Here is a 23,824-nt window from a genome sequence, read left to right as displayed (position 1 = left end):
GCAGAGATATGTCATATGGATCGATAGAAGCAATCAAAGAGAGATGTAAAAGAGAGGGGATTGAGTTCTGGAAGGCAGTCCAGATGGAGGACTGCAGTGAGAGGGCAGTGTCCGAGGAGAGCTCCTGGAAGGAGATGACACGCATGTGGCAGATCATGTGTGAGAACGTGGACACCTATGAGCCCGAACGCATTTCCAGGAGCGGCCTTGTGGGGAAAGAGGGCGGCCTCATGGAAGAGTACCAGAAAAAGGGAGACACCCTCTGTGGTGACTTTATGGCAAAGGTTATGACAGTTGCCCTGAAAATGGGGTGCAACAATGCCTGTATGAAGCGTATCATAGCGGCGCCCACGGCGGGAGCCTGCGGTGTGCTTCCCGCAGTGCTTGTTCCCTTCTTCAAGGAGTATGAGGTACCGGAGGAAAAGATGGTGGAGGCCATGTATGTGGCTGCCGGTGTCGGCCAGGTCATTGCCAACCGGGCTTTCCTGGCCGGAGCAGCGGGAGGCTGCCAGGCTGAGATCGGTTCCGGCTCCGCTATGGCTGCGGCTGCCATCTGCCATGTGAAGGGGGCGGATGCGGAGACCATGGGCCATGCGGCTGCCATGGCGCTCAAGAATCTGATGGGCCTTGTGTGCGACCCGGTGGCGGGCCTTGTGGAAGTGCCCTGTGTCAAGAGAAACGTGGGAGGCGCCGTCAACGCGCTGGCCGCGGCTGATATGGCTCTGGCTGGCATTACAAGCCGGATACCAGTGGACCAGGTCATCGACGCTATGCGTGAAGTGGGTGAGAAGATGGATGTGACCCTGCGGGAGACCGGAGCGGGCGGCGTTGCGGCCAGCATCACGGGAGTGGAGATCGCAGAGCGCATCATTCAGACGGATTAAAAGGAAGGACATCATAAGGGAAAGGTGTAAAAAGTCCCTGCCCGAAATCGCTTTCTCCGGCACAGCCGGTCCTGGCGATCTCGGGCAGGGACTTTGTTTTCTGTTTTCCGGTCAGCTCTGGAGCCGGACAAATGACAGGGTTATCTGACACAATTACACACCAGTTGTAGTAATTCCGGACGTAATACTTTTTAAAAGTATTACGTCCCCTTTATACTATTCTACTTTTACACTGCTGTTGAACTTATCCAGGGCCAGCGCGATGACCACGCCCACTACAATGCAGATACTGTTGACGATAGCTGAGCCGGCTGATGTGAAGCCGGACACGGGGATGATCATGACCGTGGCCGCGATGACAATGCCCACAATGCCGTGGAAGGCAATGGAATAGTGGTGGTCAAAGAGTGCGTTGATGGCTTTGGCCAGCAGGATGACAGTCACTACGGCTCCGATGCCTCCGGGGATGAGGATGGCCATGTCAAAGTGGCCGATGCCCTCCACGAAGGGAGTGTACAGGCCCAGGGGCATCAGCAGGGTGGAAAAGCTCATGCCCGGGGCGATGACGCTCAGGGCCAGGCAGAATCCGCAGAACAGATACCAGCCAAAGCTGGGCGTCACTTCATAGGAAGTCATATCCAGCCCGATGAGCAGGGCGAAGATCACGCACATGCACACTACGAGGGAAATCCAGGAGCCCTTTGTGCGCCCCTGTTCCCCTGCCTCGCGGAAGAGGGAGGGGAGCATGCCGCCGATGAGGCCGATGAAGAGGCAGACAGAAGGATCCGGGTACTTGTTCAGGAAAAAGGCGAGGATGTTGGCCACTCCCAGGAAGCCGATGATACCGCCGATGAAGACGGGGATCAGCTTTGGCACATGGGTCCTGAAATTTTTAAAGGGGTGGGATAAAAGCTCCATGATGGGCTTGTAAATGCCGAAGATGACACCCAGGACTCCGCCTGAGATGCCGGGGAGAACGGCTCCCAGGCCGATCAGGGCACCCTGGACAATGCGAAATACAAACTGCACAGGTGACATCTTGCTGTTTTCTTTCTTATTCATTTGCTCATAGATCCTTTCTTAAATACTGGGCGCCCGGTGACGGCGCCGTCAGCTCTTTTTATTACTTCCATATTTAACAGACCATATATTTATACTATTTTTCCGGTTATTTTTCAAGTATAATAGCCTCAGTCTGTACAATAACTTCCGCTGCCCGGGGCATGCCGGTGGCAGAGGAAAGAGAAGAGAGGAAGGATATGATGGGGAATATCTACGATGATCCGACATTTTTTCAGGCCTACGGGCAGATGGACAGAAGCCGGATGGGGCTGGAGGGGGCCGGGGAATGGCACCAGTTCAAAAGACTTTTTCCAGAGCTGGAGGGAAAGACAGTGCTGGACCTTGGGTGCGGCTACGGCTGGCACAGCGCCTATGCGGCCGAAAGGGGCGCTGCGTCTGTGACGGCCATCGACCAGAGCGGCCGCATGATCGGGGAGGCCAGGAGGCGGAACCCGGAGGGGAGGATACGCTATCGGGTCTGCTCTCTGGAGGAGTACGAATATCCGGAGGAGGAGTTTGACCTGGCGGTGTCCAACCTGGTGCTCCACTATATCCAGGACCTGGACAGTATATACAGGAAGGTGTACCGGACCCTGAAAAGCGGGGGGATCTTTCTTATCAATATGGAGCATCCGGTATTTACGGGGAGCGTGAGGGAGGAGTGGGTCCGTGACAGCCAGGGGCGGGCTTTGCACTGGCCGGTGGACGATTACTTCTATCCCGGGGAGAGGAAGACAGTCTTTCTCGGGGAGGAGGTGGCAAAGCAGCACCATACCCTGACCCAGATACTGGGAGGACTGCTTGCCTTTGGGTTTACCCTGACGGCTGTGGAAGAGGCGGTTCCCGATCCCGCCATGCTGGGGCTGCCGGGTATGAGGGATGAAATGCGCCGGCCTATGATGCTCCTCGTGCGGGCACAGAAGAGATAGAGATTGTTTGCCTAAAACCCTTGACAGGAGCAGAGACCTGCTATATACTTTGAAAGTCAAAATATTTCAAAATAAAAATATTTGAAATGCTGAAATAACAGAAGAATCGAGGAAGCAAAGAACATGACCGGAGTGATATGCGGTACAGGCTCAAGTGTGCCTGTACATACGATGGATAACAATGATATTGCCCAGCTTGTGGAGACCAGCGACGAGTGGATCCAGGAGAGAACCGGAGTGGTGCGGCGCCACATCATCACTGAGGAGACGACAGTGTCCATGGCCGCCGATGCAGCCAGAAAAGCGCTGGAGAACAGCGGCACTGCTCCGGAGGAAGTGGATCTGATCCTTGTGTCCACCATCTCCTCCAACGTGATCCTGCCCTGCGCGGCCTGCGAGGTGCAAAAAGAGATTGGCGCTGTGAACGCCACCTGCTACGACATGAGCGCGGCCTGCACCGGCTTTGTGCTGGGCTACAGCTCCGCTCTGGCCTATCTGGCCTCCGGCATGTACAGCACCATCCTTGTGATCGGGAGCGAGAGCCTGTCCAATCTGACAAACTGGAAGGACAGAGGCACATGTATCCTCTTTGGAGACGGCGCCGGCGCCGCGGTGGTGAAAGCCGGGGAGGGAACCTTCTACTATCCGGTGACCCACTCGGAGGGAGCCAAGGGCGAGGCCCTGACATGTACCAGCCGCTACAACCGGAACTGGGAGAGCATCCCGGAGGAGGAGATGCTTATGCAGATGGACGGCCGTGGCGTGTTCAAATTTGCTGTGAAGAAGGTGCCGGAAGTGATCGGTGAGGTCCTTGAGAAAAACGGCCTTACAAAGGAGGACATCGACCTGTATGTGCTCCACCAGGCCAACAGAAGGATCGTGGAGTCCGTGGCAAAGCGGATGGAGGAACCCATCGAAAAATTCCCCATGAACCTGCAGGAGTACGGTAATACGTCTTCTGCCAGCATCCCTATCCTGCTGGATGAGCTGAACCGGGATGGAAGGCTGAAGAAGGGGCAGAGAATCGTGATCGCCGGATTTGGAGCCGGCCTGTCCTGGGGGGCAGCAGTCATAGACTGGACAAAATAAGCGTGCAGCGCCGCAAAAGCGCGGCGATGGCATAGATAAAATCCAAGTAAAAAGGTAAAAGAAAAGGAGAACAAGACAATGCTGGAAAAGATCAAAGAAATGGTAGCAGACTCATTAGGAGTAGACGCAGGAACAATCACAGAGGCAACTTCCTTCAAGGATGATCTTGGCGCTGACTCTCTGGACCTGTTTGAGCTTGTAATGGCTCTGGAGGAAGAGTACGACGTGGAGATCCCCACAGAGGATCTGGAGCAGATCGCTACAGTAGGCGACGTGATTTCCTACATCGAGTCCCACAAATAGATCAGATAAGCAGTATATATTTCATCAGAATAAAAAGACGAAAAAAGAAAAAGAGGTTGTCAATATGAAAACAGAAGTAACGGAATTACTGGGAATTGAATATCCGATTATCCAGGGCGGTATGGCCTGGGTCGCTGAATATCACTTGGCAGCCGGCGTATCAAATGCCGGTGGGCTTGGACTGATAGGAGCAGCAAGCGCTCCGGCAGACTGGGTGCGCGAACAGATCAGAGAAGCAAAAAAACTGACAGATAAGCCTTTCGGCGTCAACATCATGCTGATGAGCCCGTACGCGGACGACGTTGCGAAGGTGATCGTGGAAGAAGGCGTAAAGGTGGTTACCACCGGAGCCGGAAGCCCGGAGAAATACATGAAGATGTGGAAGGAAGCAGGCGTAAAAGTCATCCCTGTTGTCGCATCCGTTGCACTTGCAAAACGTATGGAGCGCTGCGGCGCTGACGCGGTTGTCGCAGAAGGGACAGAAGCCGGCGGACACATCGGAGAAAATACGACCATGGTCCTGGTACCCCAGGTGGTGGATGCGGTAAATATTCCGGTCATCGCCGCAGGCGGTATCGCTGACGGAAGAGGCATTGCCGCAGCGTTCATGCTGGGCGCAAAGGGCGTGCAGATGGGCACACACTTTGTTGTCACAGATGAGTCCCAGGTACATGAAAATTACAAAGAACGCATCATCAAGGCAAAAGATATCGACTCCCGTGTCACAGGCCGCACCACAGGACATCCGGTACGCGCGCTGAGAAACGACATGACAAAGAAATATCTGGAGCTGGAAAATAAAGGCGCAGGCTTTGAGGAGCTGGAGCTTCTGACACTGGGCGGTCTTCGCAAGGCAGTTGTGGAGGGCGACGTGAAGAACGGAAGCGTCATGGCAGGACAGATCGCCGGCATGGTGAAAGAGAGAATGTCCTGCAAGGAGCTGATCGATAAACTGGTAAGCGAGACAGATGCACTGATCAAAGGAGCGGGCTTTTATGAGTAAGATTGCATTTATTTATCCCGGCCAGGGCGCGCAGAAATGCGGCATGGGCCAGGATTTCTACGAGAACAGCGCTTCCGCGCAGGCTGTGTACGACATGGCTTCAGAGGTGCTGAAAGATAACATGGACATTGACATGAAAGACCTGTGCTTTCATGAGAACGATAAATTGGACCTTACAGAGTACACACAGGCAGCCCTTGTGACCACCTGCCTGGCCATGACAAAGCCGCTTGTGGAGGCGGGGATCCGCCCGGATGTGACAGCGGGCTTAAGTCTTGGCGAGTACTGTGCCATTGCGGCGGCAGGCGGCATGAAGGACGAGGATGCCATCCGCCTTGTGAGAAAAAGAGGCCTTCTCATGCAGAACACGGTTCCTGCAGGGGAGGGTGCCATGTGCGCCATCATGGGCATGACCGGCGAAGAGATCGAGGCAGTCACTGACGGCATGGAAGGCGTGTCTGTTGCCAACTACAACTGCCCGGGGCAGATCGTCATTACCGGGGAGACAAAGGCAGTGGAGGCTGCGGCAGAAAAGCTGAAAGAAGCCGGAGCAAAAAGAGCGGTCATGCTGAATGTCAGCGGACCTTTCCACTCCCCCATGCTGAAGAAGGCCGGGGAGGAGCTGGCGCAGGTGCTGGAAAGCGTGGAGCTGTCCCCTCTTGACGTGCCCTATGTGACAAACGTGACAGCGCAGCAGGTGACAGACATCAGCCAGACAAAAGAGCTTCTGGCAGAGCAGGTAAGCTCCTCCGTGCGCTGGCAGCAGAGCATGGAAAATCTCATCGCGGACGGCGTGGACACCTTCATTGAGATCGGGCCGGGCAGGACCCTTGCCGGTTTCATGAGAAAGATCAGCCGCGATGTGACGGTCTATAACGTAGGCACATGGGCCGACGTGGAGAAAGTGGCGGAAAGTCTGAAATAAAGTCGAAAAGCAAAAAGGAGGCAGGGGCGGTCAACCGTCCTGTACGAGAAAATGTTAGATGGAAAGATTGCAGTAGTAACAGGAGCTTCCCGCGGGATCGGAAGGGCCATCGCCCTGGAACTGGCTTCCCAGGGAGCCTTCGTGGTAGTCAACTACAACGGTTCAAAGGACCGGGCGGAGGAAGTGAAAAAAGAGATCGAGGCAGCCGGAGGAAAAGCGGAAGTCTATCAGTGCAATGTATCTGATTTTGAGAAATGCCAGGCTTTTATCCAGGATGTTATCAAAACATACGGAAGACTGGATATTCTTGTCAACAATGCAGGCATCACAAGAGACGGACTTCTGATGAAGATGTCCGAGGCGGATTTTGACAGCGTCATCGAGACCAACCTTAAGGGTACCTTCAACACTATCCGCTTCGCGTCCAGACAGATGCTGAAGCAGAGAAGCGGCCGTATCATCAATATGTCCTCTGTTGTGGGCATTGCAGGCAATGCGGGACAGGCCAATTACGCCTCCTCCAAGGCGGGCGTCATCGGCCTTACAAAGGCTGTGGCAAGAGAGCTGGCTTCCAGGGGCATCACGGTGAACGCCATCGCTCCCGGATTTATCGAGACAGAGATGACGGAGGTCCTCTCTGACGCAGTGAAAGAGGCGTCTGTGGCCCAGATCCCTCTTGGAAGATTTGGAAAGCCGGAGGATATCGCAAAGACAGCGGCCTTCCTGGCTTCTGACGATGCAGGCTATATTACAGGACAGGTGATCCAGGTAGACGGAGGAATGGCGATATGATGAAGAGAAGAGTAGTTGTGACAGGGCTTGGGGCCATCACCCCCCTGGGAAATACAGTTCCCGAGTTCTGGGCGGGAGTAAAGGAAGGAAAGGTGGGCATCGCGCCTATCACGAAGTTTGATACCACTGAATATAAAGTAAAACTGGCGGCAGAAGTCAAAGATTTTGTGGCAAAGGACCGGATGGATTTCAAGGCTGCAAGAAGGATGGAGGCTTTCTCACAGTACGCTGTGGCGGCTGCAAAGGAAGCTTTCGACGACGCAGGTATTGACATGGAGAAAGAGGACTCCTTCCGGGCCGGCGTCATCATCGGCTCCGGTATCGGAAGCCTGCAGCAGGTGGAGTCCAGCTACGAGAAGATCAAGACAAAAGGCCCTAACAAGGTAAACCCGCTGATGGTGCCCCTTATGATCTGCAACATGGCGGCAGGAAATGTTTCCATCCAGCTTGGCCTGCGGGGAAAATGCTCCAATGTGGTGACAGCCTGTGCCACAGGAACCCACTGTATCGGAGACGCCTTCCGGGCTATCCAGTATGGTGACGCGGACATTATGCTTGCAGGGGGAACAGAGAGCGCTATCTGCCCCACAGGAGTGGCAGGATTTACCGCCCTCACCGCCCTTTCCACCAACCCGGATCCGGCCACGGCATCCCGCCCCTTTGACAAAGACAGAGACGGCTTCGTCATGGGTGAAGGAGCAGGCGTGGTTGTTCTGGAGGAACTGGAACACGCAAAGGCAAGAGGAGCGAAGATCTATGCGGAGGTCGTGGGATACGGCGCCACAGGAGACGCTTACCACATCACTTCACCGGCAGAGGACGGCGCAGGTGCTGCCAAGGCCATGGAGCTTGCCATGGAGGAGGCGGAAGTTTCACCTTCCCAGGTAGAGTACATCAATGCCCACGGCACAAGTACACACCACAATGACCTCTTCGAGACAAGAGCCATCAAGAAGGCTTTCGGCGACGCGGCAAAAGACGTAGTCATCAACTCCACAAAATCCATGATCGGCCATCTCTTAGGTGCAGCCGGCGGCGTGGAGTTCATCACTCTTGTGAAATCCGTGGAGGAAGGGTTTATCCACCAGACCATGGGAACCGTGGAGACAGACGAGGACTGTGACCTTAACTATGCGGTAGGCGCTCCGGTGGAGAAGGAGATCCACTACGCCATGACCAACTCTCTTGGCTTTGGCGGACACAACGCAACCGTGCTGATCAAGAAATACGAAGAATAAAAAGAGGTGCGAGATCATGGAATTTGAGAACCTGTTAAAACTCATCCAGGCAGTCTCCGACTCAGAGCTGACCGGACTGAAATACGAAGAAAAGGGCGTAAAGCTCCATCTGACAAAAGAAAAAGAGACCATCGTCACAGCTCTGCAGGCGGCTGAGAGTACTGTGGCGGTTCCGACCGTGCAGGCAGCAGCTCCCGCAGCGGCTGCACAGGCTGACAAGGCAGCAGAAGAGAAGACATCTGCAGAGCCCTCCGGCAAGATCGTGAAGAGCCCCCTGGTGGGAACATTCTACGCAGCTCCGGCAGAGGATGCGGATCCCTATGTGTCTGTCGGAACGACAGTAAAGAAAGGACAGGTCATGGCCATCGTGGAAGCCATGAAGCTGATGAACGAGATTGAGAGCGACTTTGACGGGACAGTGGAGGAGATCTACGTGGAAAACGGTCAGGCCGTGGAGTACGGACAGCCTCTGTTCCGCCTTTCATAGGAAATACAGGAAGGAGACAAAGAGCATGAACCATTTGGATATCAACCAGATCAAGGAGATCATTCCCCACCGCCATCCCTTCCTCCTTGTGGACTACATCGAGGACTATGAGCCGGGACAGTTTGCGGTAGGTTATAAATGCGTCACATACAGAGAAGATTTCTTCAAGGGACATTTTCCCCAGGAGCCGGTAATGCCCGGTGTGCTGACGGTGGAGGCGCTGGCCCAGGTAGGGGCTGTGGCCATCCTGAGCAAAGAGGAGAACAAAGGAAAGATCGCCTACTTCGGCGGCATCAATAAATGCAAGTTCAAAGGCAAGATCGTGCCGGGAGATAAAGTAAAGCTGGAGACAAGGATCATCAAGGCCAAAGGGCCTATGGGGATCGGAGAGGCCACTGCCAGCGTGGACGGCAAGGTGGTAGTCAGCGCGGAACTGACCTTTATGGTAGGATAGACTGACGGGAGGATGAAAGAGAAATGAGCCAGATGATCAAAAAAGTACTGATCGCCAACCGGGGCGAGATCGCGGTCCGCATTATCCGGGCCTGCCGGGAGATGGGGATTGAGACCGTGGCCGTCTACTCGGAGGCAGACAGGGAGGCCCTCCACACACAGCTTGCGGACGAGGCCATCTGCATTGGCCCGGCGCCCTCCACGGAGAGCTATCTGAGCATGGACCGGATCATCAGCGCCACCATCATTTCCGGCGCCGATGCCATCCATCCGGGATTTGGCTTTCTCTCTGAGAACAGCCGGTTTGCGGAGCTGTGCGAGCAGTGCAACATCACCTTTATCGGCCCCGGATCGGACGTCATTGCCCGGCTGGGAAACAAGCAGGAGGCCAGGAACACCATGGTGGCTGCCGGAGTACCGGTGATCCCGGGCAGCAAAGAGCCTGTGTACGACGCAAAAGAGGGAGCGAAGATCGCGGAGGAGATCGGCTACCCGGTGATCGTGAAGGCAGCTCTTGGAGGCGGCGGAAAGGGCATGCGCGTGGCGCAGACGCCGGAGGAGTTTGAGAGCAGCTTCCAGACAGCCCAGAAAGAGACGCAGATGGCGTTCGGCGACAATACCATGTACATCGAGCACTTTGTACAGCATCCCCGCCATATTGAGTTCCAGATCCTGGCGGACAGCCATGGCCATGTGATCCATTTAGGAGAGAGGGACTGTTCCATCCAGAGAAACCACCAGAAGATGATCGAGGAGTCCCCTTCCGTGGCTATTTCAGAGGAGCTCCGCCGGAAAATGGGGGAGGCTGCCGTGAAGGCGGCAAAAGCAGCCGGGTATGTGAATGCGGGAACCATTGAGTTCCTCCTGGAGAAGAACGGGAACTTCTACTTTATGGAGATGAACACCCGTATCCAGGTGGAGCACCCGGTGACCGAGTGGGTGACAGGCATCGACCTTATCAAGGAGCAGATCCGCATCGCCTCCGGCAGGGAGCTCTCCTACCGGCAGGAGGATGTACATCTTACCGGTCATGCCATCGAGTGCAGGATCAATGCGGAGAACCCGGAAAAAGGCTTCCGGCCTTCACCGGGAACCATCACCGACATGTATCTGCCGGGAGGCAAGGGCATCCGGATCGACTCCGCCATCTACAGCGGTTACACTATACCGCCCTACTATGACTCCATGATCGCCAAGCTGATCGTCTGGGCGAAGAACAGGGACGAGGCCATCCGCAAGATGAGAAGCGCCCTGGGAGAAGTCATCATTGAGGGCATTGACACCAACGTGGACTACCAGTACGGGATACTGGAAAACCCGGACTACATTGCCGGAAACATAGACATCGAATTCATCGAAGAGCTTGAAAGAGCCCGGAAAGAAGCGTAAAAATGAAGTTAGAAAATATGTTTAAAAAGACAAGAGCTGTCTCGGGGAGAAAGGGATACATCTCCCTGCGGGAGAGGCGGCCGGAGGTGCCGGAGGGCCTGCTGCGCAAGTGCAACAAATGCGGCAGCGCCATCATTGCCGAGGACGTAAAGAGAGGCTACTATATCTGCCCGAAGTGCGGCGGCTATTTCCGTGTCCACGCCTACAGACGCATTGAGATGATCACCGACGACGGTACATTTGAGGAGTGGGACAAGGAGCTTGTGGGCGGAAATCCCATGGACTATAAAGGCTATCCGGAGAAGCTGGCAGCCGTGCAGGAGAAGACAAAGCTTACCGAGGCGGTTGTGACAGGAAAGGCGGAGATCAACGGTCTGGAGACAGTGATAGGCGTCTGTGACGGCCGGTTCCTCATGTCCAGCATGGGGGAGGCCGTGGGAGAGAAGATAGCCCGGGCTGTGGAGCGGGCCACAAAGGAAAGGCTTCCGGTCATCCTCTTTGCCTGCTCCGGGGGCGCCAGGATGCAGGAGGGCATTATCTCCCTCATGCAGATGGCCAAGACAGCTGCGGCCCTGAAGCGCCATAGTGATGCGGGGCTTCTCTATATCTCCGTCCTGACGGACCCTACTACCGGAGGGGTTACGGCCAGCTTTGCCATGCTGGGAGATGTCATTTTGGCAGAGCCCAAGGCCCTCATCGGCTTTGCAGGTCCCAGGGTCATTGAGCAGACCATCGGACAGAAACTGCCCAAGGGCTTCCAGAGGTCCGAGTTCCTGCTGGAGCACGGCTTCATCGACCGCATCGTGGCGAGGGAGGAGCAGAAGACGGTCCTCTCCGAGATCCTGCAGATGCACCAGAAGGCAGACAGGCCCCGCAGGGAGCAGACCGCTCCCTGTCCGGAGAAGAGGATGGAGACACCTGCTCCCGACAAAGAGGGCGGGCTATCCGCCTGGGAGAGAGTCCAGATTTCCCGCATGAAGGACCGGCCGGTAGGATCTGACTACATCCAGTCGCTCTTTACAGATTTTATGGAGTTCCACGGCGACCGGTATTTTGCGGACGACAAAGCCATCATCGGCGGCATCGCCAGATTTCACGGCCAGCCGGTGACTGTCATTGCCCAGGCCAAGGGGACCACTACGAAGGAAAATATCGAGCGCAACTTCGGAATGCCGTCTCCGGACGGGTATCGCAAGGCCCTCCGCCTCATGAAGCAGGCGGAGAAGTTCGGCCGCCCGGTCATCTGCTTTGTGGACACACCGGGAGCCTTCTGCGGCCTGGAAGCCGAGGAGAGAGGGCAGGGAGAGGCCATTGCCAAAAATATTTATGAGATGTCCGGCCTGAAGGTGCCGGTGCTCTCCATCATCATCGGAGAGGGAGGCAGCGGCGGTGCCCTTGCCATGGCTACGGCGGATGAGGTGTGGATGCTGGAGAATTCCATTTACTCCATCCTGTCCCCGGAGGGCTTTGCCAGCATCCTCTGGAAGGACAGCACAAAGGCGAAGGAGGCGGCGGGTGTCATGAAGCTGACGGCCCGCGACCTGTACAAGGCAGGTGTCGTGGAGAAGGTATTCTCCGAGCCCTCCCACTATACGGTCCTGAACCTGGAGGAGGTGACAGGCAGGATTTCAGAGGGCATAGAGGAATTCCTGGAGAAATATGAAAATGTGCCGGTGGAGGAGCTGACCCAGAGGCGGTATGAGCGCTTCCGACGGATGTAGGAGATTTATATGGAAATAAAACCTTTGAAACTGGGAACCAGGGAGGCCAGGCTTCCTCTGATCCAGGGCGGCATGGGTGTGGGCATCAGTCTGGGCCGCCTGGCAGGAGCCGTGGCCGGCGAGGGAGGCGTGGGCATTATCTCCACCGCCCAGATAGGATTCCGGGAGCCGGACTTTGACCGCGACTCCCTGGGAGCAAACCTGCGCGCTGTGAAGAAGGAATTTGACAAGGCAAGGTCCCTCTCTCCGGAGGGGGTCATCGGCTTTAACATCATGGTGGCCAGCAGGTGCTATGAGGAGTACGTGAGGGCTGCCGTGAAGGCGGGAGCGGACATCATCATTTCCGGTGCCGGACTTCCCATGGATCTGCCCAGGGATGTGTCGGAGGCGGCCCGGGAAGCTGGAAGGGAGACAGAGCCTGCGCTGGCGCCCATTGTCTCCACAGAGAAAGCGGCCCGTGTGGTCCTCCGGTACTGGGATAGAAAGTACAGGAGGCTGCCGGACCTTCTCGTTGTGGAAGGCCCCCTTGCAGGGGGACACCTGGGCTTCACCGGGGAACAGTTGGAACAGTTTGCGGCGCCTGGGCAGGCGGATATTTCTCACGCTTACGAGGAGGAGATAAGGGCCATCCTTCAGACGGTCCGCTCCTTTGAGGAGAAATACGGGCGGAAGATCCCGGTGGCTCTTGCAGGGGGCATCGACAACCGGGAGAAGGCACAGAAAGCTTTCCAGCTGGGGGCGGACGCCATCCAGGTGGCCAGCCGTTTTGTCACCACAGAGGAATGCGACGCAGACATCCGGTACAAGGAGGCATACATCCGTGCCGGCAAAGAGGACATCGTGATCGTGAAGAGCCCGGTGGGCATGCCGGGGCGGGCCATCCGGAACCGTTTTATGGAGCGGGTCATGGGAGGGGAGCAGATCCCTCACAGCCCCTGTCACAAATGTCTTCACACCTGCAATCCGGCAAAAATCCCCTACTGCATCACAGACGCCCTTATCTGTGCTGCCAAAGGAGAGGTGGAGGACGCCCTTCTCTTCTGCGGCGCAAACGCCTGGAAGACAGACAGGATAGAGACAGTGAGGGAAGTCATAGAGTCACTTCTGTAAGATCATAGAAAGGAAAATGTTCATGGAGGATGCATACAGGGCCATCAACGATATTCTTGTCAATCTGTTCCACGAGATATGGGAACTGGAGGAGAAGGCCATCATCACAGAGGAATTTAAAGATCTGACAAACAATGATATGCACGTCATTGAGGCCATCGGCCTGGGCGAGGGGAACAATATGTCCTCCATCGCCAGAAAACTGAATATCACCGTGGGCTCTCTTACGACAGCCATGAACAGCCTTGTGAACAAAGCCTACGTGGAGCGCCGCCGCAGCGAGAAGGACCGGCGGGTGGTCTACGTCAGACTGACAGAGAAGGGGATCAAAGCCTTCCATCACCACGAGGACTATCACCGGCAGATGACCCAGGCGATCCTGGACAAACTGACGGAGGATGAGATCCCTGTTCTTGTAAAGACACTGGAAGGACTGTCCGAATTTTTTAAAGGGTACAGTCAGAAAGTAAGATAGAGGAACACAGCGGGAGAAAGAGTATCGAGGGGTACTCTTTCTCCTTTTTGCATGATACAATGGATGTAGTGAAAGTGAAAGGAGGGCTCACTGTGGAATACAGGAGATTTGACAATACGATTGTTGCAAGAATTGACAAGGGAGAGGAAATCCTGGACCAGGTAAAAGAGATTGCTCTGAAAGAGGAGATAAAGCTGGCCTCCATCCAGGCGCTCGGGGCTATCAGCCAGTTTACAGCAGGTGTTTTTAAGACGGAGGAAAAGAAATACCTGGCCAATGAATTTGAGGGCAGCTTTGAGATCGTGTCACTGACAGGCACCATCAGCACCATGGACGGGGAATTTTACGCGCATCTGCATATAAGCGCCGGAAATGAAAAAGGGGAAGTCTTTGGGGGACATCTGAATCGGGCGGTGGTCAGCGCCACCTGCGAGATGGTCATCACGGTGATACCGGGCGTGGTGGACCGGCGCTACAGCGAGGAGATCGGATTAAATTTATTTCAGTTTTAAGAAGGTGACAGTATGTACCAGGAGGAAGTAAGAAAACTGCAGGAGATCATAGACGACAGCCGGCGGATCGTCTTTTTCGGAGGGGCCGGCGTCTCCACGGAGAGCGGGATACCGGACTTCCGGAGCGCGGACGGCATTTACCATCAGCACTACAAATACGCGCCGGAGCAGGTGGTGAGCCACAGCTTCTTTAAAGCCCACCCGGATGTTTTCTATGAATTCTATAAAGAAAAGATGATGTGTCTGGAGGCGGAGCCAAATGCGGCTCACAGGAAGCTGGCCCAGCTGGAGGAGGCAGGGCGCCTCACAGCGGTCATCACCCAGAATATCGACGGACTGCATCAGAAGGCGGGAAGTAAGAAGGTGTATGAGCTTCACGGCAGCATCCACAGGAACTACTGCCAGAAGTGCGGCCGGTTCTACGATGCGGCCTATGTAAAGGCGTCCCCGGGCATTCCCAGGTGCGAGTGCGGCGGCATCATCAAGCCGGACGTGGTCCTCTATGAGGAGAGCCTGGACTCCATGACAATAGAAAAGAGCATCCGTGCCATTGCGGAGGCAGATACGCTCATCATCGGGGGCACCTCCCTTGTGGTGTATCCGGCGGCCGGGTTTATTGATTATTTCCGCGGGAAGCATCTGGTGGTCATCAATAAAAGCGCCACAGCCAGGGAAGTGGGAGCGCAGCTTTCCATATCGGCGCCCATCGGGGAGATCCTGGGACAGATCAAAGCGAAGTGATCCCCGGTCCCATGTTGGGGGAGAGGAAGGAGCGCACCAGGTCTGCGGCAAAGAGAGCGCACAGGATCACACACAGCAGCCTTTTTCGGTAGACGGACAGGCGGCTGAACTGCCCATCCAGCGCAGGGGCAGCGATGTAGATGATAAAGAGGCCGCCTGTGCCGAAAAGCAGCAGTCCTTCCAGGCAGACTCTGCCCTGGATCTGGAAGAGCATGTCGCTGTAGTTCCACCAGCGGACACCGAACATGGTCTCCAGGAAGAGCCCGGCGAAATACTCCACCGTGCCGCACAGAAGCACAATGAGGCCAAAAGACAGGAGCGGGCGGCTGCGCCATTTTTTCAGAAGCACCAGGATCAGCACGCCCCCTGTCCCGTAGATGGGAAGCCAGGGGCCGGCCATGAAGCCCCGGTTGAAGAACATGCCGTCCACCACCAGGTGAAGGCCCACCTCCCAGAGCCAGCCAATGCCGGAAAAGGTAAAGAACATAAGGACAAGGGAGGACACAGAGTAGTCCTGCCGGCAGGACAGCGCGGGCCTGTGTGTGACCAGTATATTTTCTACGTAAGTAACGGCAGCTCTCATAAAAATCCCCTCCTGTAAAGTATATATAGAGTAAGTTTTCTTTTGTTGTATCCAGTATAATGAAAAGATATAAAGATAAATGGCAGGAAATTATGAAGAATTTCAAAAGATTATGACAGAAAAAATGAAGGGAAGATACATCTATGGAAAGACATCTGGATTATTTTGAGATTGAAGGCGCCTACGGCGGAAGCCAGGACTGGTTTACCAATATCGTCATGCACGTGGGCGGCTGCGGGGCGGCCACAGCCTGTGACACCTGCATCTATCTGGCTCTGCGAAAGGGAATGAAGGGGCTGTATCCCGGTGACGCGGGTTGTCTCACAAAACAGGCTTACAAGGAGTTCAGCATGAAGATGAAGCCCTATCTGAAGCCCAGGGCAGGAGGCATCGACAGGCTGGAAACTTATATAGAAGGGTATGCCCGCTATCTTGCGGATCTGGGAAATGAGGACGGCAGAAGCCTTCACATGGAGCCCCTTCACGGGGAGACGGATGTGGAGGAGGCCAAAGCGGCGGTCAGAAGGCAGATTGACAAGGGGCTCCCCGTGCCGTATCTTCTGCTCTACCACAAGGATAAAAAGCAGTTCGGAGATTTTACCTGGCACTGGTTTCTTCTCACCGGCTACCAGGAGAGGGAGGGCCGGTTCTATGTGACGGCGGCCACCTACGGAGCTGCCACCAGGCTGGATTTTGAGGAAATGTGGGATACCGGGTATGAGAAAAAGGGCGGGATGGTTCTCTACGTCCTGGAAGATGGGAAATAAAAAAGGACCGGACGGTCCTTTTTTATTTTGCCCTGTATCTGATCGACAGCTTAGTCTACAAATTCAAATCCAACCTTTTCCAGGGTCTCATCTACCCATGGACGGGGCCACTCGCCGCGGGTGTGGATGCCTTCCAGCTGTTTTTCCTCACCTGCGTGGTAGGCTCTTGCCTTCTCGGCCAGCTCTTTGGCGAACTCGGGTCTGATGGCGATCAGTCCGTCAGAGTCTCCCACGATGATATCCCCTGGATTGATGATGATGCCTGCAAAGGATACGGGGAAGTTCATTTCCCCCGGTCCGTTCTTGTAGGGTCCGTTGGGAGTCACGCCTTTTGCGTATACCGGGAAATCCATCTGGCTGAGAGCGTAGCTGTCACGCACGCATCCGTCGATGATAATGCCTGCCAGACCTCTGGATTTTGCGTAGCTGCTCATGATCTCCCCGCATAAGGAGCGGCTCATGCTGCCCTTGTTTGCCAGGACGATGACATCCCCCGGCTGAGCCATATCCAGCGCCTTGTGGAACAGAAGATTGTCTCCTGCCGGTGCATTTACAGTAAAGGCGGTTCCCAGAAGGCGGGCCTTGGGATTTAAGGGATAAATGCTGGCGTCTACCGCAGCGATCCTGCCGCACTGGTCATCAATGTTGGCTACCGGAATTCCGCGGAAAGCTTCCACCAGTTCCTTGTCCGGTCTCTCAAAGTTTCTTTTAATTCTGCATCCTACTGCCATTTCTCTAACCTCTTTCTTTTTGTAGCTTTATTTTTTCAGTTTCTCTACCGCGTCCTTTATCCTGCGGATAGCTTCCTGGAGATCCTCGTAGCTGCAGGCGTAGGACAGTCTCAGATATCCTTCGCCTTCGGATCCGAAAGCGGAGCCGGGAACCATGGCTACCTTTGCCTCCTCAAGGAAGTACTCGGCCACCTCCATGGAGGACATGCCCAGACTCTTGACATTTACAAAGATGTAGAACGCGCCCTGGGGATCATTGCAGCTGATGCCGTTGATCTCATTGAGGGCTTTCACCGCGTAATCCTTCCGTCTCTGATACTCCTGGCGCATAGCTTCCACATCGTCCGAGCAGTCACGAAGAGCGGTCACAGCGGCCTCCTGTACAAAGGAGGAAGCGCAGGTGATGGTATACTGGTGTACTCTGACGCAGGCGGCGATAATGCCCCTGGGAGCGCACATGTATCCAAGACGCCAGCCGGTCATGGAATAAGCCTTGGAAAAGCCGCCCAGTGTGATGGTCCTCTCCTTCATGCCGGGAAGGGAGGCAATGCTGACATGTTTTGTATCGTCATAGACAAGCTGGCTGTAGATCTCGTCTGCCACCACCAGAAGGTCATTCTTGATGGCAAGCTGGCTGAGCTTTTCCAGGGTCTCTCTGGAGAGAACGCCTCCTGTGGGGTTGCTGGGGTTGACGATGACGATCATCTTTGTCTTATCTGTGATCTTGGATGCCAGCTCTTCCATGTCAATCTGGTAGTTGTTCTCCTCTTTCAGATTGTATGTCACAGGGACAGCTCCCAGAGAGGACGGAACGTGAATGTAGTTCAGCCATACCGGATTGGGCACGAGAACTTCGTCTCCGTCTTCCAGGAAGGCTGCCATGGAAGCGTAGGTGGCTTCGCCGACACCTACTGTCACAAGAACCTCATCGGCATCATACTGTACACCGTGATGCTCTGTTTCCCATTTGGCGATCTCTTTTCTCAGAGCCGGTATTCCGTAGTTGGAGGTGTAAAATACATGCCCCGCCTTCAGACTCTCATAAGCGGCTTCCTTGATCTTTTCCGGCGTGTCAAAATCCGGACGTCCGATTTCCAGATGAATGACGTTTTCTCCCGCCTGCTGCATCTTTGTGGCCTTTTCCATCACTGCACGGATCTCGGAAAAAGGCAGGCTTTCCATTCGTTTTGCTGTCTTGTACTCCATAGCATCTCCTCCAAAGTAAATTGCAAAGTGTATTGTGAATTTATTACTATGGAAAAATCGTAGCATCAGAAGAATACAAAGTCAATTTAATAATTTGTATCTATAATATTAATAAAATTTATATTTAATGGACATAAATGAAAGCGAAGAGCAGAGAGGATCTGCCCGGATTGCAGTATTTTTTCCTCTGTGCTACAATACCCAGGAAAGACAATTTCTGAAAAAACAGAAGAAATGAGGTAGACAAAAAATGGCAAATCCAGTCGTTACATTTGAAATGGAAAACGGAGATATCATGAAGGCGGAGCTCTATCCCGAGATCGCTCCCAACACAGTGGACAACTTTATCTCGCTGGTGAACAAAGGCTTCTACGACGGCCTTATTTTCCACCGGGTCATCAGCGGTTTTATGATCCAGGGCGGATGCCCCGACGGAACAGGCATGGGCGGCCCGGGCTACACCATCAAAGGCGAGTTCAGCCAGAACGGCTTTGCAAATGATCTGAAGCACACAGAGGGCGTGCTGTCCATGGCAAGAGCCATGCATCCGGACTCGGCAGGAAGCCAGTTCTTTATCATGCACAAGAACTCTCCCCATCTGGACGGCGCTTACGCGGCTTTCGGAAAGATCACAGAGGGCATGGATATTGTAAATAAGATTGCCCAGACTCCTACAGACTACAGCGACAGACCGCTGGAAGTGCAGAGGATGAAAAAGGTGACTGTGGATACCATGGGAGTGGAGTACCAGGAGCCGCAGAAGGCGTAGAGGTGACGTGGGCAGAATTTAAAAGAAATGTGATGACCGGCAGGTAGAGGAGGAAATGAAAAGGAAAGTCCCAGACCTTGCAAAATAGAGCATAATCACTTAAAATAAGACACAGCATGTAAGCGCTGTGTCTTATTTTAACGGGAAGATCATTAGGATTTTCCCCATGGAGATGGAAAAACTGATATGAAACATAATATGATCCAGACAGAAAAGCTCATATTTGAATATGAAAAAAGAGATGAAGAAGGAAATGTCATCGGCACCTCCCGGGCCATCGATGAGGTGGATCTTGGCATAGAGGAAGGCCAGTTTATTGCCATTCTGGGCCACAACGGCTCCGGCAAGTCTACCCTGGCCAAACACATGAACGCTATTCTCGTTCCCACAGGAGGCACCATGTGGGTGGACGGCCGGAATACGAAAGATCCCCAGGAATTGTGGAATGTGCGCCAGAGTGCGGGCATGGTGTTCCAGAACCCGGACAACCAGATTATCGGCACCGTAGTGGAGGAGGACGTGGGCTTTGGCCCGGAGAACTTAGGCGTCCCCACAGACGAGATCTGGAAGCGGGTGGAGGACAGCCTTAAGTCCGTGGGCATGATCGAGTACCGGCACCACTCGCCAAACAAGCTGTCCGGCGGGCAGAAGCAGAGGGTGGCCATTGCCGGCGTCATTGCCATGGAGCCAAAGTGCATTGTGCTGGACGAGCCCACCGCCATGCTGGACCCGGACGGACGGAAGGAAGTCCTGCGGACGGTGCGTGAGCTGCGCCACAGGAAGCATGTGACGGTCATTCTCATCACCCACTATATGGAGGAAGTGATCTACGCGGACCGGATCTTTGTCATGGACCACGGCCATATTGTCATGCAGGGAACGCCCCGGGAGATCTTCTCCCAGGTGGATACGTTAAAATCCTACCGGCTGGACGTCCCCCAGGTGACCATGCTGGCAGATGAACTGAGAAAGCGGGGACTTGCTATCCCTGCCGGAATATTGAAAAAGGAAGAGCTGGTGGAAGCGCTATGTCGATTAAATTAGAACACGTCAATTATATATACAGCCCGGGCACAGCCTACGAGAAGAAGGCGCTCTCTGACATCTGCCTTGAGATCCCTCACGGGGAGTTTGTGGGCATCATCGGCCACACCGGGTCCGGGAAATCCACACTGACCCAGCATCTGAACGGTCTCATACGGGCCACCAGCGGCACGGTCTTTTACAACGGAGAAAACATTTACGCGGAAGGGTACGATATGCGGAAGCTCCGCAGCCAGGTGGGGCTTGTCTTCCAGTACCCGGAGCATCAGCTTTTCGAGGTGGATGTGCTGACGGATGTGTGCTTTGGCCCGAAGAACCAGGGGCTTACTCCGGAGGAATGTGAAAAGAGAGCCACAGAGGCGCTGCGCCTTGTGGGGCTGAAGGAAAAATACTGGAAATCCTCCCCCTTTGAGCTGTCCGGCGGACAGAAGAGGCGGGCGGCCATTGCAGGCGTCCTGGCCATGCGCCCCGGCGTCCTTGTGCTGGACGAGCCCACTGCCGGCCTGGATCCCAAGGGCCGGGACGAGATACTGGACCAGATCGCATACCTGCACAGGCAGAGCGATATGACGGTGATCCTTGTGTCCCACAGTATGGAGGACATTGCAAAATACGCGGACCGGATCATTGTCATGAACAAAGGCAGGATCCTGTACAACGACACACCGAAACAGGTATTTTCCCATTACCAGGAGCTGGAGAAGATCGGTCTTGCAGCCCCCCAGGTCACTTACATCATGCACGATATAAGAGAGGCCGGGTTCGACGTGGGGGTGACGGCCACCACAGTGGAGGAGGCTGCGGACGAGATCATGGAGGCTGTGAAGAAAAGGCGGGGGAGTGTATAGATGATAAGAGACATTACAATAGGACAATATTATCCGGCCCAGAGCATCCTGCACCGCCTGGACCCGAGGGTGAAGCTGGTGGGGACGCTGCTCTATCTGATTTCCCTGTTTCTCTTCAACAGTATTCCCGGATATCTGGTGGCCACCATTTTTCTTGTGTCCATCATACGCATGTCAAAGGTACCTTTTTCCTATATCATGAAGGGCATGAAGCCCATTATCATGCTGCTGATGATCACGGTTCTCTTCAACCTCTTTCTCACAAGAGGCGGAGAGACGCTGTTCCACGCCTGGATCTTTACCATTACGGAGGAGGGCCTGCGGACCGCGGTATTTATGGCGATCCGTCTGATCTATCTGATCGCCGGCTCATCGCTGATGACCTTTACCACGACGCCCAACGCGCTGACAGACGGCATCGAGAGCCTTCTGCATCCCCTTAATAAGATCCATGTTCCGGTGCATGAGGTGGCCATGATGATGTCCATCGCCCTCCGTTTTATCCCTATCCTTCTGGAGGAGACGGATAAGATCATGAAAGCCCAGATCGCAAGAGGAGCAGATCTGGAAAGCGGCAATATCATCCAGCGGGTGAAAAGCATGATCCCCATTCTGGTGCCTCTCTTTGTATCTGCTTTCCGCCGGGCCAACGACCTTGCCATGGCCATGGAGGCCAGGTGCTACCGGGGAGGGGAAGGGCGCACAAAAATGAAGCCTCTGCGGTACAAGAGCAGGGACCGGATGGCTTACATTGTCATGGCCGTGTATGTGGTGGCAGTGGTGGTCATCGGACGGTATGTTCCCTTCCACATATGGATCTTTTAGGATGGATTTTCCGGGGCATGTATGAATGTCCCGGTATGTTTTAGAGAGGAAAAGAAACTTGAGACGGATAAAGCTGACAGTGGCCTACGACGGTACAAACTACTGTGGCTGGCAGGTCCAGCCAAACGGGATCACGATAGAGGAGGTCCTCAATAAAAAACTCAGTACACTCACAAAGGAGGACATCCGGGTCATTGGCGCCAGCCGCACCGACTCCGGTGTCCATGCCCTGGGAAATGTGGCGGTCTTTGACACGGAGAGCACCATTCCGCCGGAGCGGATGGCACTGGCTCTGAACCAGAAGCTGCCGGAGGACATTGTGATCGTAAAGTCCCAGGAGGTGCCCCTCTCCTGGCATCCCAGATACCAGGACAACATCACCAAAACATACGAGTACCACATTTACAATGCCAGGACGGCCAATCCCATGAAAAAGCACACCAGCACCTTTGTGTACGTGCCTCTGGATGTGGAGAAGATGAGGAAGGGCGCAGCTTATCTCGTGGGAGAGCACGATTTTGCCAGTTTCTGCTGTATCCGCACCAACACAGAGGACACGGTGCGGCGCATCGACAGCCTGGAGGTGGAGGAGCGCCCCTGCACGGAAGGAAATTTCTCCTACAGGGAGGCGGAGGCAAAGGAGATCGTCATCCGCGTCAGCGGCAACGGCTTTCTCTACAACATGGTCCGCATCATCGCCGGCACCCTGATCCGGGTGGGGCGGGGCTTTTACGAGCCGGAAAAAGTAAAAGAGATACTGGAAGCGCGGGTCCGCACCGAGGCCGGTGTGACGGCGCCGCCCCAGGGACTGGTTCTTATGGAGATCCGGTACGGGGAGGAGAGCTAATTTCGGGAGCATTTCTCCGCATCGATAGCAAGCGTCAGCATGAGGGCACACAGGGCGTCCCCGGGATCATCCACATCGATCACATAGGTGTCTGTCAGGTTGAGGAGCTGTTTGGAAATCCGGGCAATGCAGGCATCTGTCCCGTCCAGGATACTGTAATCCCACTCCAGAAAATCTCCTTCTACATGCCAGCCGTTGCAGTCGATGTTGTATCTTGGCTTCAGGAAGGAGAGCTCCTTGCTGATGCAGCCGATACAGGTGTCTCCCCTGTACAGCTCGAACCTGGGCAGCAGGGAGAACACCTGCTCCTTTACTGTACCTATCTCACAGCCCGAGGCGTCGAAAATCTTCAGACAGTGGCCCCAGGAAAGCTGTCCCTGTACCTCATAGACTGTATTCCCTGCCTCGTCATAGATGTCATAGCTGTCAAACCACGAAAAGAACCTCTGTTTAAAAAGCAGCTTCATAGATTTACCCTCCTGTCATCTGTCATGTCTGATTTTCTCCCATTATATTTATATGTCCTGTATATGACAAGAAAAAAATCCCACAAAGATGTCGCTCATATTTTGTGCACTATCCTGGCTTGCCAGTTATCATGATCCTGTGTATAATGTAAACCACTCACAGAGAAGGTCATTTCTCTGAGGCTGCCCGGCAGCCATTCTTATTTACTATCATCCGGCGTTTGTCCGGGGCGTTTTCTGCCGCCGGGTGGCTGTTTGGCAGTGGGAGCGGCTTTGTGACATCGGTTTTTACATTCATCGGCTTTGCCCTGCTGTTTGCAGCGACGGCAAAGGGCTGGTTCGGCAGGGAGGTGCGCCTCCTGCTGATGCGCCTGGGAACAGCCGTGGCAGCCGCCCTCCTGCTGGTCTGCGCAGCCAGCTGGGCCAGCGGTGCACCGGGGGAGAGGGACGGCTACCGAGCGGACCGGACAGCGGCCTATATGCCCTTCTACACGCTGGGAGGCTCCAATCTCTGCGTGACCTGCCTGTACGCCGGCATCCTTCTCAGTGTGTACAGGAACAGCAGCGTGGTCAGGTGTTGACAGACAGAGCAGGCTGTGGTATTTTGGACGGGAAAGAAAAGAC

At 54.7% G+C, this 23,824-nt stretch carries 28 protein-coding genes; 23 read left to right on the top strand and 5 right to left on the bottom strand.

Annotated features, from left to right (window positions below; genetic code table 11):
• Nucleotides 1-8 precede the first annotated feature (8 nt).
• A complete protein-coding gene (gene sdaAA, locus B5E62_RS04215) occupies nucleotides 9-884 on the top strand; it encodes an L-serine ammonia-lyase, iron-sulfur-dependent, subunit alpha (protein WP_087173396.1) in 876 nt (291 codons plus the stop codon).
• Between the two features lie 216 nt (nucleotides 885-1,100).
• On the opposite strand, the gene B5E62_RS04210 is transcribed toward sdaAA, so the two are convergent.
• Nucleotides 1,101-1,946, bottom strand: a complete 846-nt coding sequence (locus tag B5E62_RS04210) for a DUF368 domain-containing protein (RefSeq protein ID WP_087173395.1) — start codon at nucleotides 1,944-1,946, stop codon at nucleotides 1,101-1,103.
• A gap of 197 nt (nucleotides 1,947-2,143) precedes the next feature.
• Between B5E62_RS04210 and B5E62_RS04205 the strand changes: the two genes are divergently transcribed.
• The 15 genes from B5E62_RS04205 (at nucleotide 2,144) to B5E62_RS04135 (ending at nucleotide 15,113) form a co-directional block, all read left to right on the top strand.
• Nucleotides 2,144-2,875, top strand: coding sequence for a class I SAM-dependent methyltransferase (locus tag B5E62_RS04205; RefSeq protein ID WP_330397991.1), 732 nt, complete (start codon nucleotides 2,144-2,146; stop codon nucleotides 2,873-2,875).
• Nucleotides 2,876-2,998: 123 nt separating this feature from the next.
• Nucleotides 2,999-3,964, top strand: coding sequence for a beta-ketoacyl-ACP synthase III (locus B5E62_RS04200; RefSeq protein WP_033126998.1), 966 nt, complete (start codon nucleotides 2,999-3,001; stop codon nucleotides 3,962-3,964).
• 78 nt (nucleotides 3,965-4,042) lie between these two features.
• Nucleotides 4,043-4,267 (top strand): acyl carrier protein, encoded by a 225-nt coding sequence (acpP, locus tag B5E62_RS04195; RefSeq protein ID WP_076779207.1) that lies wholly within the window; start codon nucleotides 4,043-4,045, stop codon nucleotides 4,265-4,267.
• A gap of 16 nt (nucleotides 4,268-4,283) precedes the next feature.
• Nucleotides 4,284-5,270 carry an enoyl-[acyl-carrier-protein] reductase FabK gene (gene fabK, locus B5E62_RS04190; RefSeq protein ID WP_076779205.1) on the top strand — a complete coding sequence of 329 codons (987 nt, stop codon included), beginning with the start codon at nucleotides 4,284-4,286 and terminating at the stop codon, nucleotides 5,268-5,270.
• Nucleotides 5,263-6,195, top strand: coding sequence for an ACP S-malonyltransferase (gene fabD / locus B5E62_RS04185; RefSeq protein ID WP_076779203.1), 933 nt, complete (start codon nucleotides 5,263-5,265; stop codon nucleotides 6,193-6,195). The genes fabK and fabD overlap by 8 nt, the downstream gene beginning before the upstream one ends.
• 51 nt (nucleotides 6,196-6,246) lie before the next feature.
• Entirely contained in the window at nucleotides 6,247-6,987 is a 741-nt protein-coding gene (fabG, locus tag B5E62_RS04180) for a 3-oxoacyl-[acyl-carrier-protein] reductase (RefSeq protein WP_033127002.1), read from the top strand.
• Nucleotides 6,987-8,225, top strand: coding sequence for a beta-ketoacyl-ACP synthase II (gene fabF / locus B5E62_RS04175; RefSeq protein ID WP_033127020.1), 1,239 nt, complete (start codon nucleotides 6,987-6,989; stop codon nucleotides 8,223-8,225). The genes fabG and fabF overlap by 1 nt, the downstream gene beginning before the upstream one ends.
• Nucleotides 8,226-8,241: 16 nt before the next feature.
• Complete coding sequence (accB, locus tag B5E62_RS04170) at nucleotides 8,242-8,712, top strand: acetyl-CoA carboxylase biotin carboxyl carrier protein (protein ID WP_087173393.1); 471 nt, start codon at nucleotides 8,242-8,244, stop codon at nucleotides 8,710-8,712.
• 25 nt (nucleotides 8,713-8,737) lie between these two features.
• Entirely contained in the window at nucleotides 8,738-9,166 is a 429-nt protein-coding gene (gene fabZ / locus B5E62_RS04165; RefSeq protein WP_087173392.1) for a 3-hydroxyacyl-ACP dehydratase FabZ, read from the top strand.
• Nucleotides 9,167-9,198: 32 nt separating this feature from the next.
• The gene (locus B5E62_RS04160; RefSeq protein ID WP_087173428.1) at nucleotides 9,199-10,554 is read left to right on the top strand and encodes an acetyl-CoA carboxylase biotin carboxylase subunit; all 1,356 of its coding nucleotides are present in this window, start codon (nucleotides 9,199-9,201) and stop codon (nucleotides 10,552-10,554) included.
• Nucleotides 10,555-10,556: 2 nt separating this feature from the next.
• Nucleotides 10,557-12,275, top strand: a complete 1,719-nt coding sequence (locus tag B5E62_RS04155) for an acetyl-CoA carboxylase carboxyltransferase subunit alpha (protein WP_087173391.1) — start codon at nucleotides 10,557-10,559, stop codon at nucleotides 12,273-12,275.
• 9 nt (nucleotides 12,276-12,284) lie between these two features.
• Nucleotides 12,285-13,385 carry an NAD(P)H-dependent flavin oxidoreductase gene (locus B5E62_RS04150; protein WP_087173390.1) on the top strand — a complete coding sequence of 367 codons (1,101 nt, stop codon included), beginning with the start codon at nucleotides 12,285-12,287 and terminating at the stop codon, nucleotides 13,383-13,385.
• A gap of 22 nt (nucleotides 13,386-13,407) precedes the next feature.
• Nucleotides 13,408-13,860 (top strand): MarR family winged helix-turn-helix transcriptional regulator, encoded by a 453-nt coding sequence (locus B5E62_RS04145; RefSeq protein WP_033127007.1) that lies wholly within the window; start codon nucleotides 13,408-13,410, stop codon nucleotides 13,858-13,860.
• 92 nt (nucleotides 13,861-13,952) lie between these two features.
• Nucleotides 13,953-14,372, top strand: coding sequence for a PPC domain-containing DNA-binding protein (locus tag B5E62_RS04140; RefSeq protein WP_033127008.1), 420 nt, complete (start codon nucleotides 13,953-13,955; stop codon nucleotides 14,370-14,372).
• A gap of 12 nt (nucleotides 14,373-14,384) precedes the next feature.
• On the top strand, nucleotides 14,385-15,113 hold the full coding sequence (locus tag B5E62_RS04135) for an NAD-dependent protein deacylase (protein WP_087173389.1): 729 nt from the start codon (nucleotides 14,385-14,387) through the stop codon (nucleotides 15,111-15,113).
• On the opposite strand, the gene B5E62_RS04130 is transcribed toward B5E62_RS04135, so the two are convergent.
• Nucleotides 15,100-15,696 (bottom strand): putative ABC transporter permease, encoded by a 597-nt coding sequence (locus B5E62_RS04130; protein ID WP_087173388.1) that lies wholly within the window; start codon nucleotides 15,694-15,696, stop codon nucleotides 15,100-15,102. The two genes, B5E62_RS04135 and B5E62_RS04130, sit on opposite strands and share 14 nt — an antisense overlap.
• Nucleotides 15,697-15,839: 143 nt before the next feature.
• Between B5E62_RS04130 and B5E62_RS04125 the strand changes: the two genes are divergently transcribed.
• On the top strand, nucleotides 15,840-16,463 hold the full coding sequence (locus B5E62_RS04125; RefSeq protein ID WP_087173387.1) for a hypothetical protein: 624 nt from the start codon (nucleotides 15,840-15,842) through the stop codon (nucleotides 16,461-16,463).
• A gap of 50 nt (nucleotides 16,464-16,513) precedes the next feature.
• Here B5E62_RS04125 and B5E62_RS04120 read toward each other — a convergent pair whose 3' ends face one another.
• On the bottom strand, nucleotides 16,514-17,194 hold the full coding sequence (locus B5E62_RS04120; RefSeq protein WP_076779187.1) for an RraA family protein: 681 nt from the start codon (nucleotides 17,192-17,194) through the stop codon (nucleotides 16,514-16,516).
• Between the two features lie 27 nt (nucleotides 17,195-17,221).
• The gene (locus B5E62_RS04115) at nucleotides 17,222-18,400 is read right to left on the bottom strand and encodes a pyridoxal phosphate-dependent aminotransferase (RefSeq protein ID WP_087173386.1); all 1,179 of its coding nucleotides are present in this window, start codon (nucleotides 18,398-18,400) and stop codon (nucleotides 17,222-17,224) included.
• Nucleotides 18,401-18,650: 250 nt separating this feature from the next.
• On the opposite strand from B5E62_RS04115, the gene B5E62_RS04110 reads away from it, so the two are divergent.
• The 5 genes from B5E62_RS04110 (at nucleotide 18,651) to truA (ending at nucleotide 22,733) form a co-directional block, all read left to right on the top strand.
• Nucleotides 18,651-19,169, top strand: coding sequence for a peptidylprolyl isomerase (locus B5E62_RS04110; protein WP_087173385.1), 519 nt, complete (start codon nucleotides 18,651-18,653; stop codon nucleotides 19,167-19,169).
• Between the two features lie 198 nt (nucleotides 19,170-19,367).
• A complete protein-coding gene (locus B5E62_RS04105; protein ID WP_033127022.1) occupies nucleotides 19,368-20,213 on the top strand; it encodes an energy-coupling factor transporter ATPase in 846 nt (281 codons plus the stop codon).
• Nucleotides 20,198-21,061, top strand: coding sequence for an energy-coupling factor transporter ATPase (locus B5E62_RS04100; protein WP_087173384.1), 864 nt, complete (start codon nucleotides 20,198-20,200; stop codon nucleotides 21,059-21,061). The genes B5E62_RS04105 and B5E62_RS04100 overlap by 16 nt, the downstream gene beginning before the upstream one ends.
• Entirely contained in the window at nucleotides 21,062-21,886 is an 825-nt protein-coding gene (locus B5E62_RS04095; RefSeq protein ID WP_087173383.1) for an energy-coupling factor transporter transmembrane component T family protein, read from the top strand.
• 58 nt (nucleotides 21,887-21,944) lie between these two features.
• Nucleotides 21,945-22,733: a tRNA pseudouridine(38-40) synthase TruA gene (gene truA, locus B5E62_RS04090; protein ID WP_087173382.1), complete on the top strand. Its 789-nt coding sequence runs from the start codon at nucleotides 21,945-21,947 to the stop codon at nucleotides 22,731-22,733.
• On the opposite strand, the gene B5E62_RS04085 is transcribed toward truA, so the two are convergent.
• Nucleotides 22,730-23,200 (bottom strand): LURP-one-related/scramblase family protein, encoded by a 471-nt coding sequence (locus tag B5E62_RS04085; RefSeq protein ID WP_087173381.1) that lies wholly within the window; start codon nucleotides 23,198-23,200, stop codon nucleotides 22,730-22,732. The genes truA and B5E62_RS04085 overlap by 4 nt on opposite strands.
• A 221-nt stretch (nucleotides 23,201-23,421) precedes the next feature.
• Here B5E62_RS04085 and B5E62_RS04080 point away from each other — a divergent pair, with 221 nt between their 5' ends.
• Nucleotides 23,422-23,781: a hypothetical protein gene (locus B5E62_RS04080; protein WP_162610250.1), complete on the top strand. Its 360-nt coding sequence runs from the start codon at nucleotides 23,422-23,424 to the stop codon at nucleotides 23,779-23,781.
• The last annotated feature ends 43 nt before the right edge of the window (nucleotides 23,782-23,824 follow it).

Origin of the sequence: Lachnoclostridium sp. An118 (genome assembly GCF_002160985.1) — a bacterium.
GTDB lineage: Bacteria > Bacillota > Clostridia > Lachnospirales > Lachnospiraceae > Claveliimonas > Claveliimonas stercoravium.
Note: the sequence above shows the minus strand (reverse complement) of the source record. Positions and strands in the feature narration are given on the sequence as shown.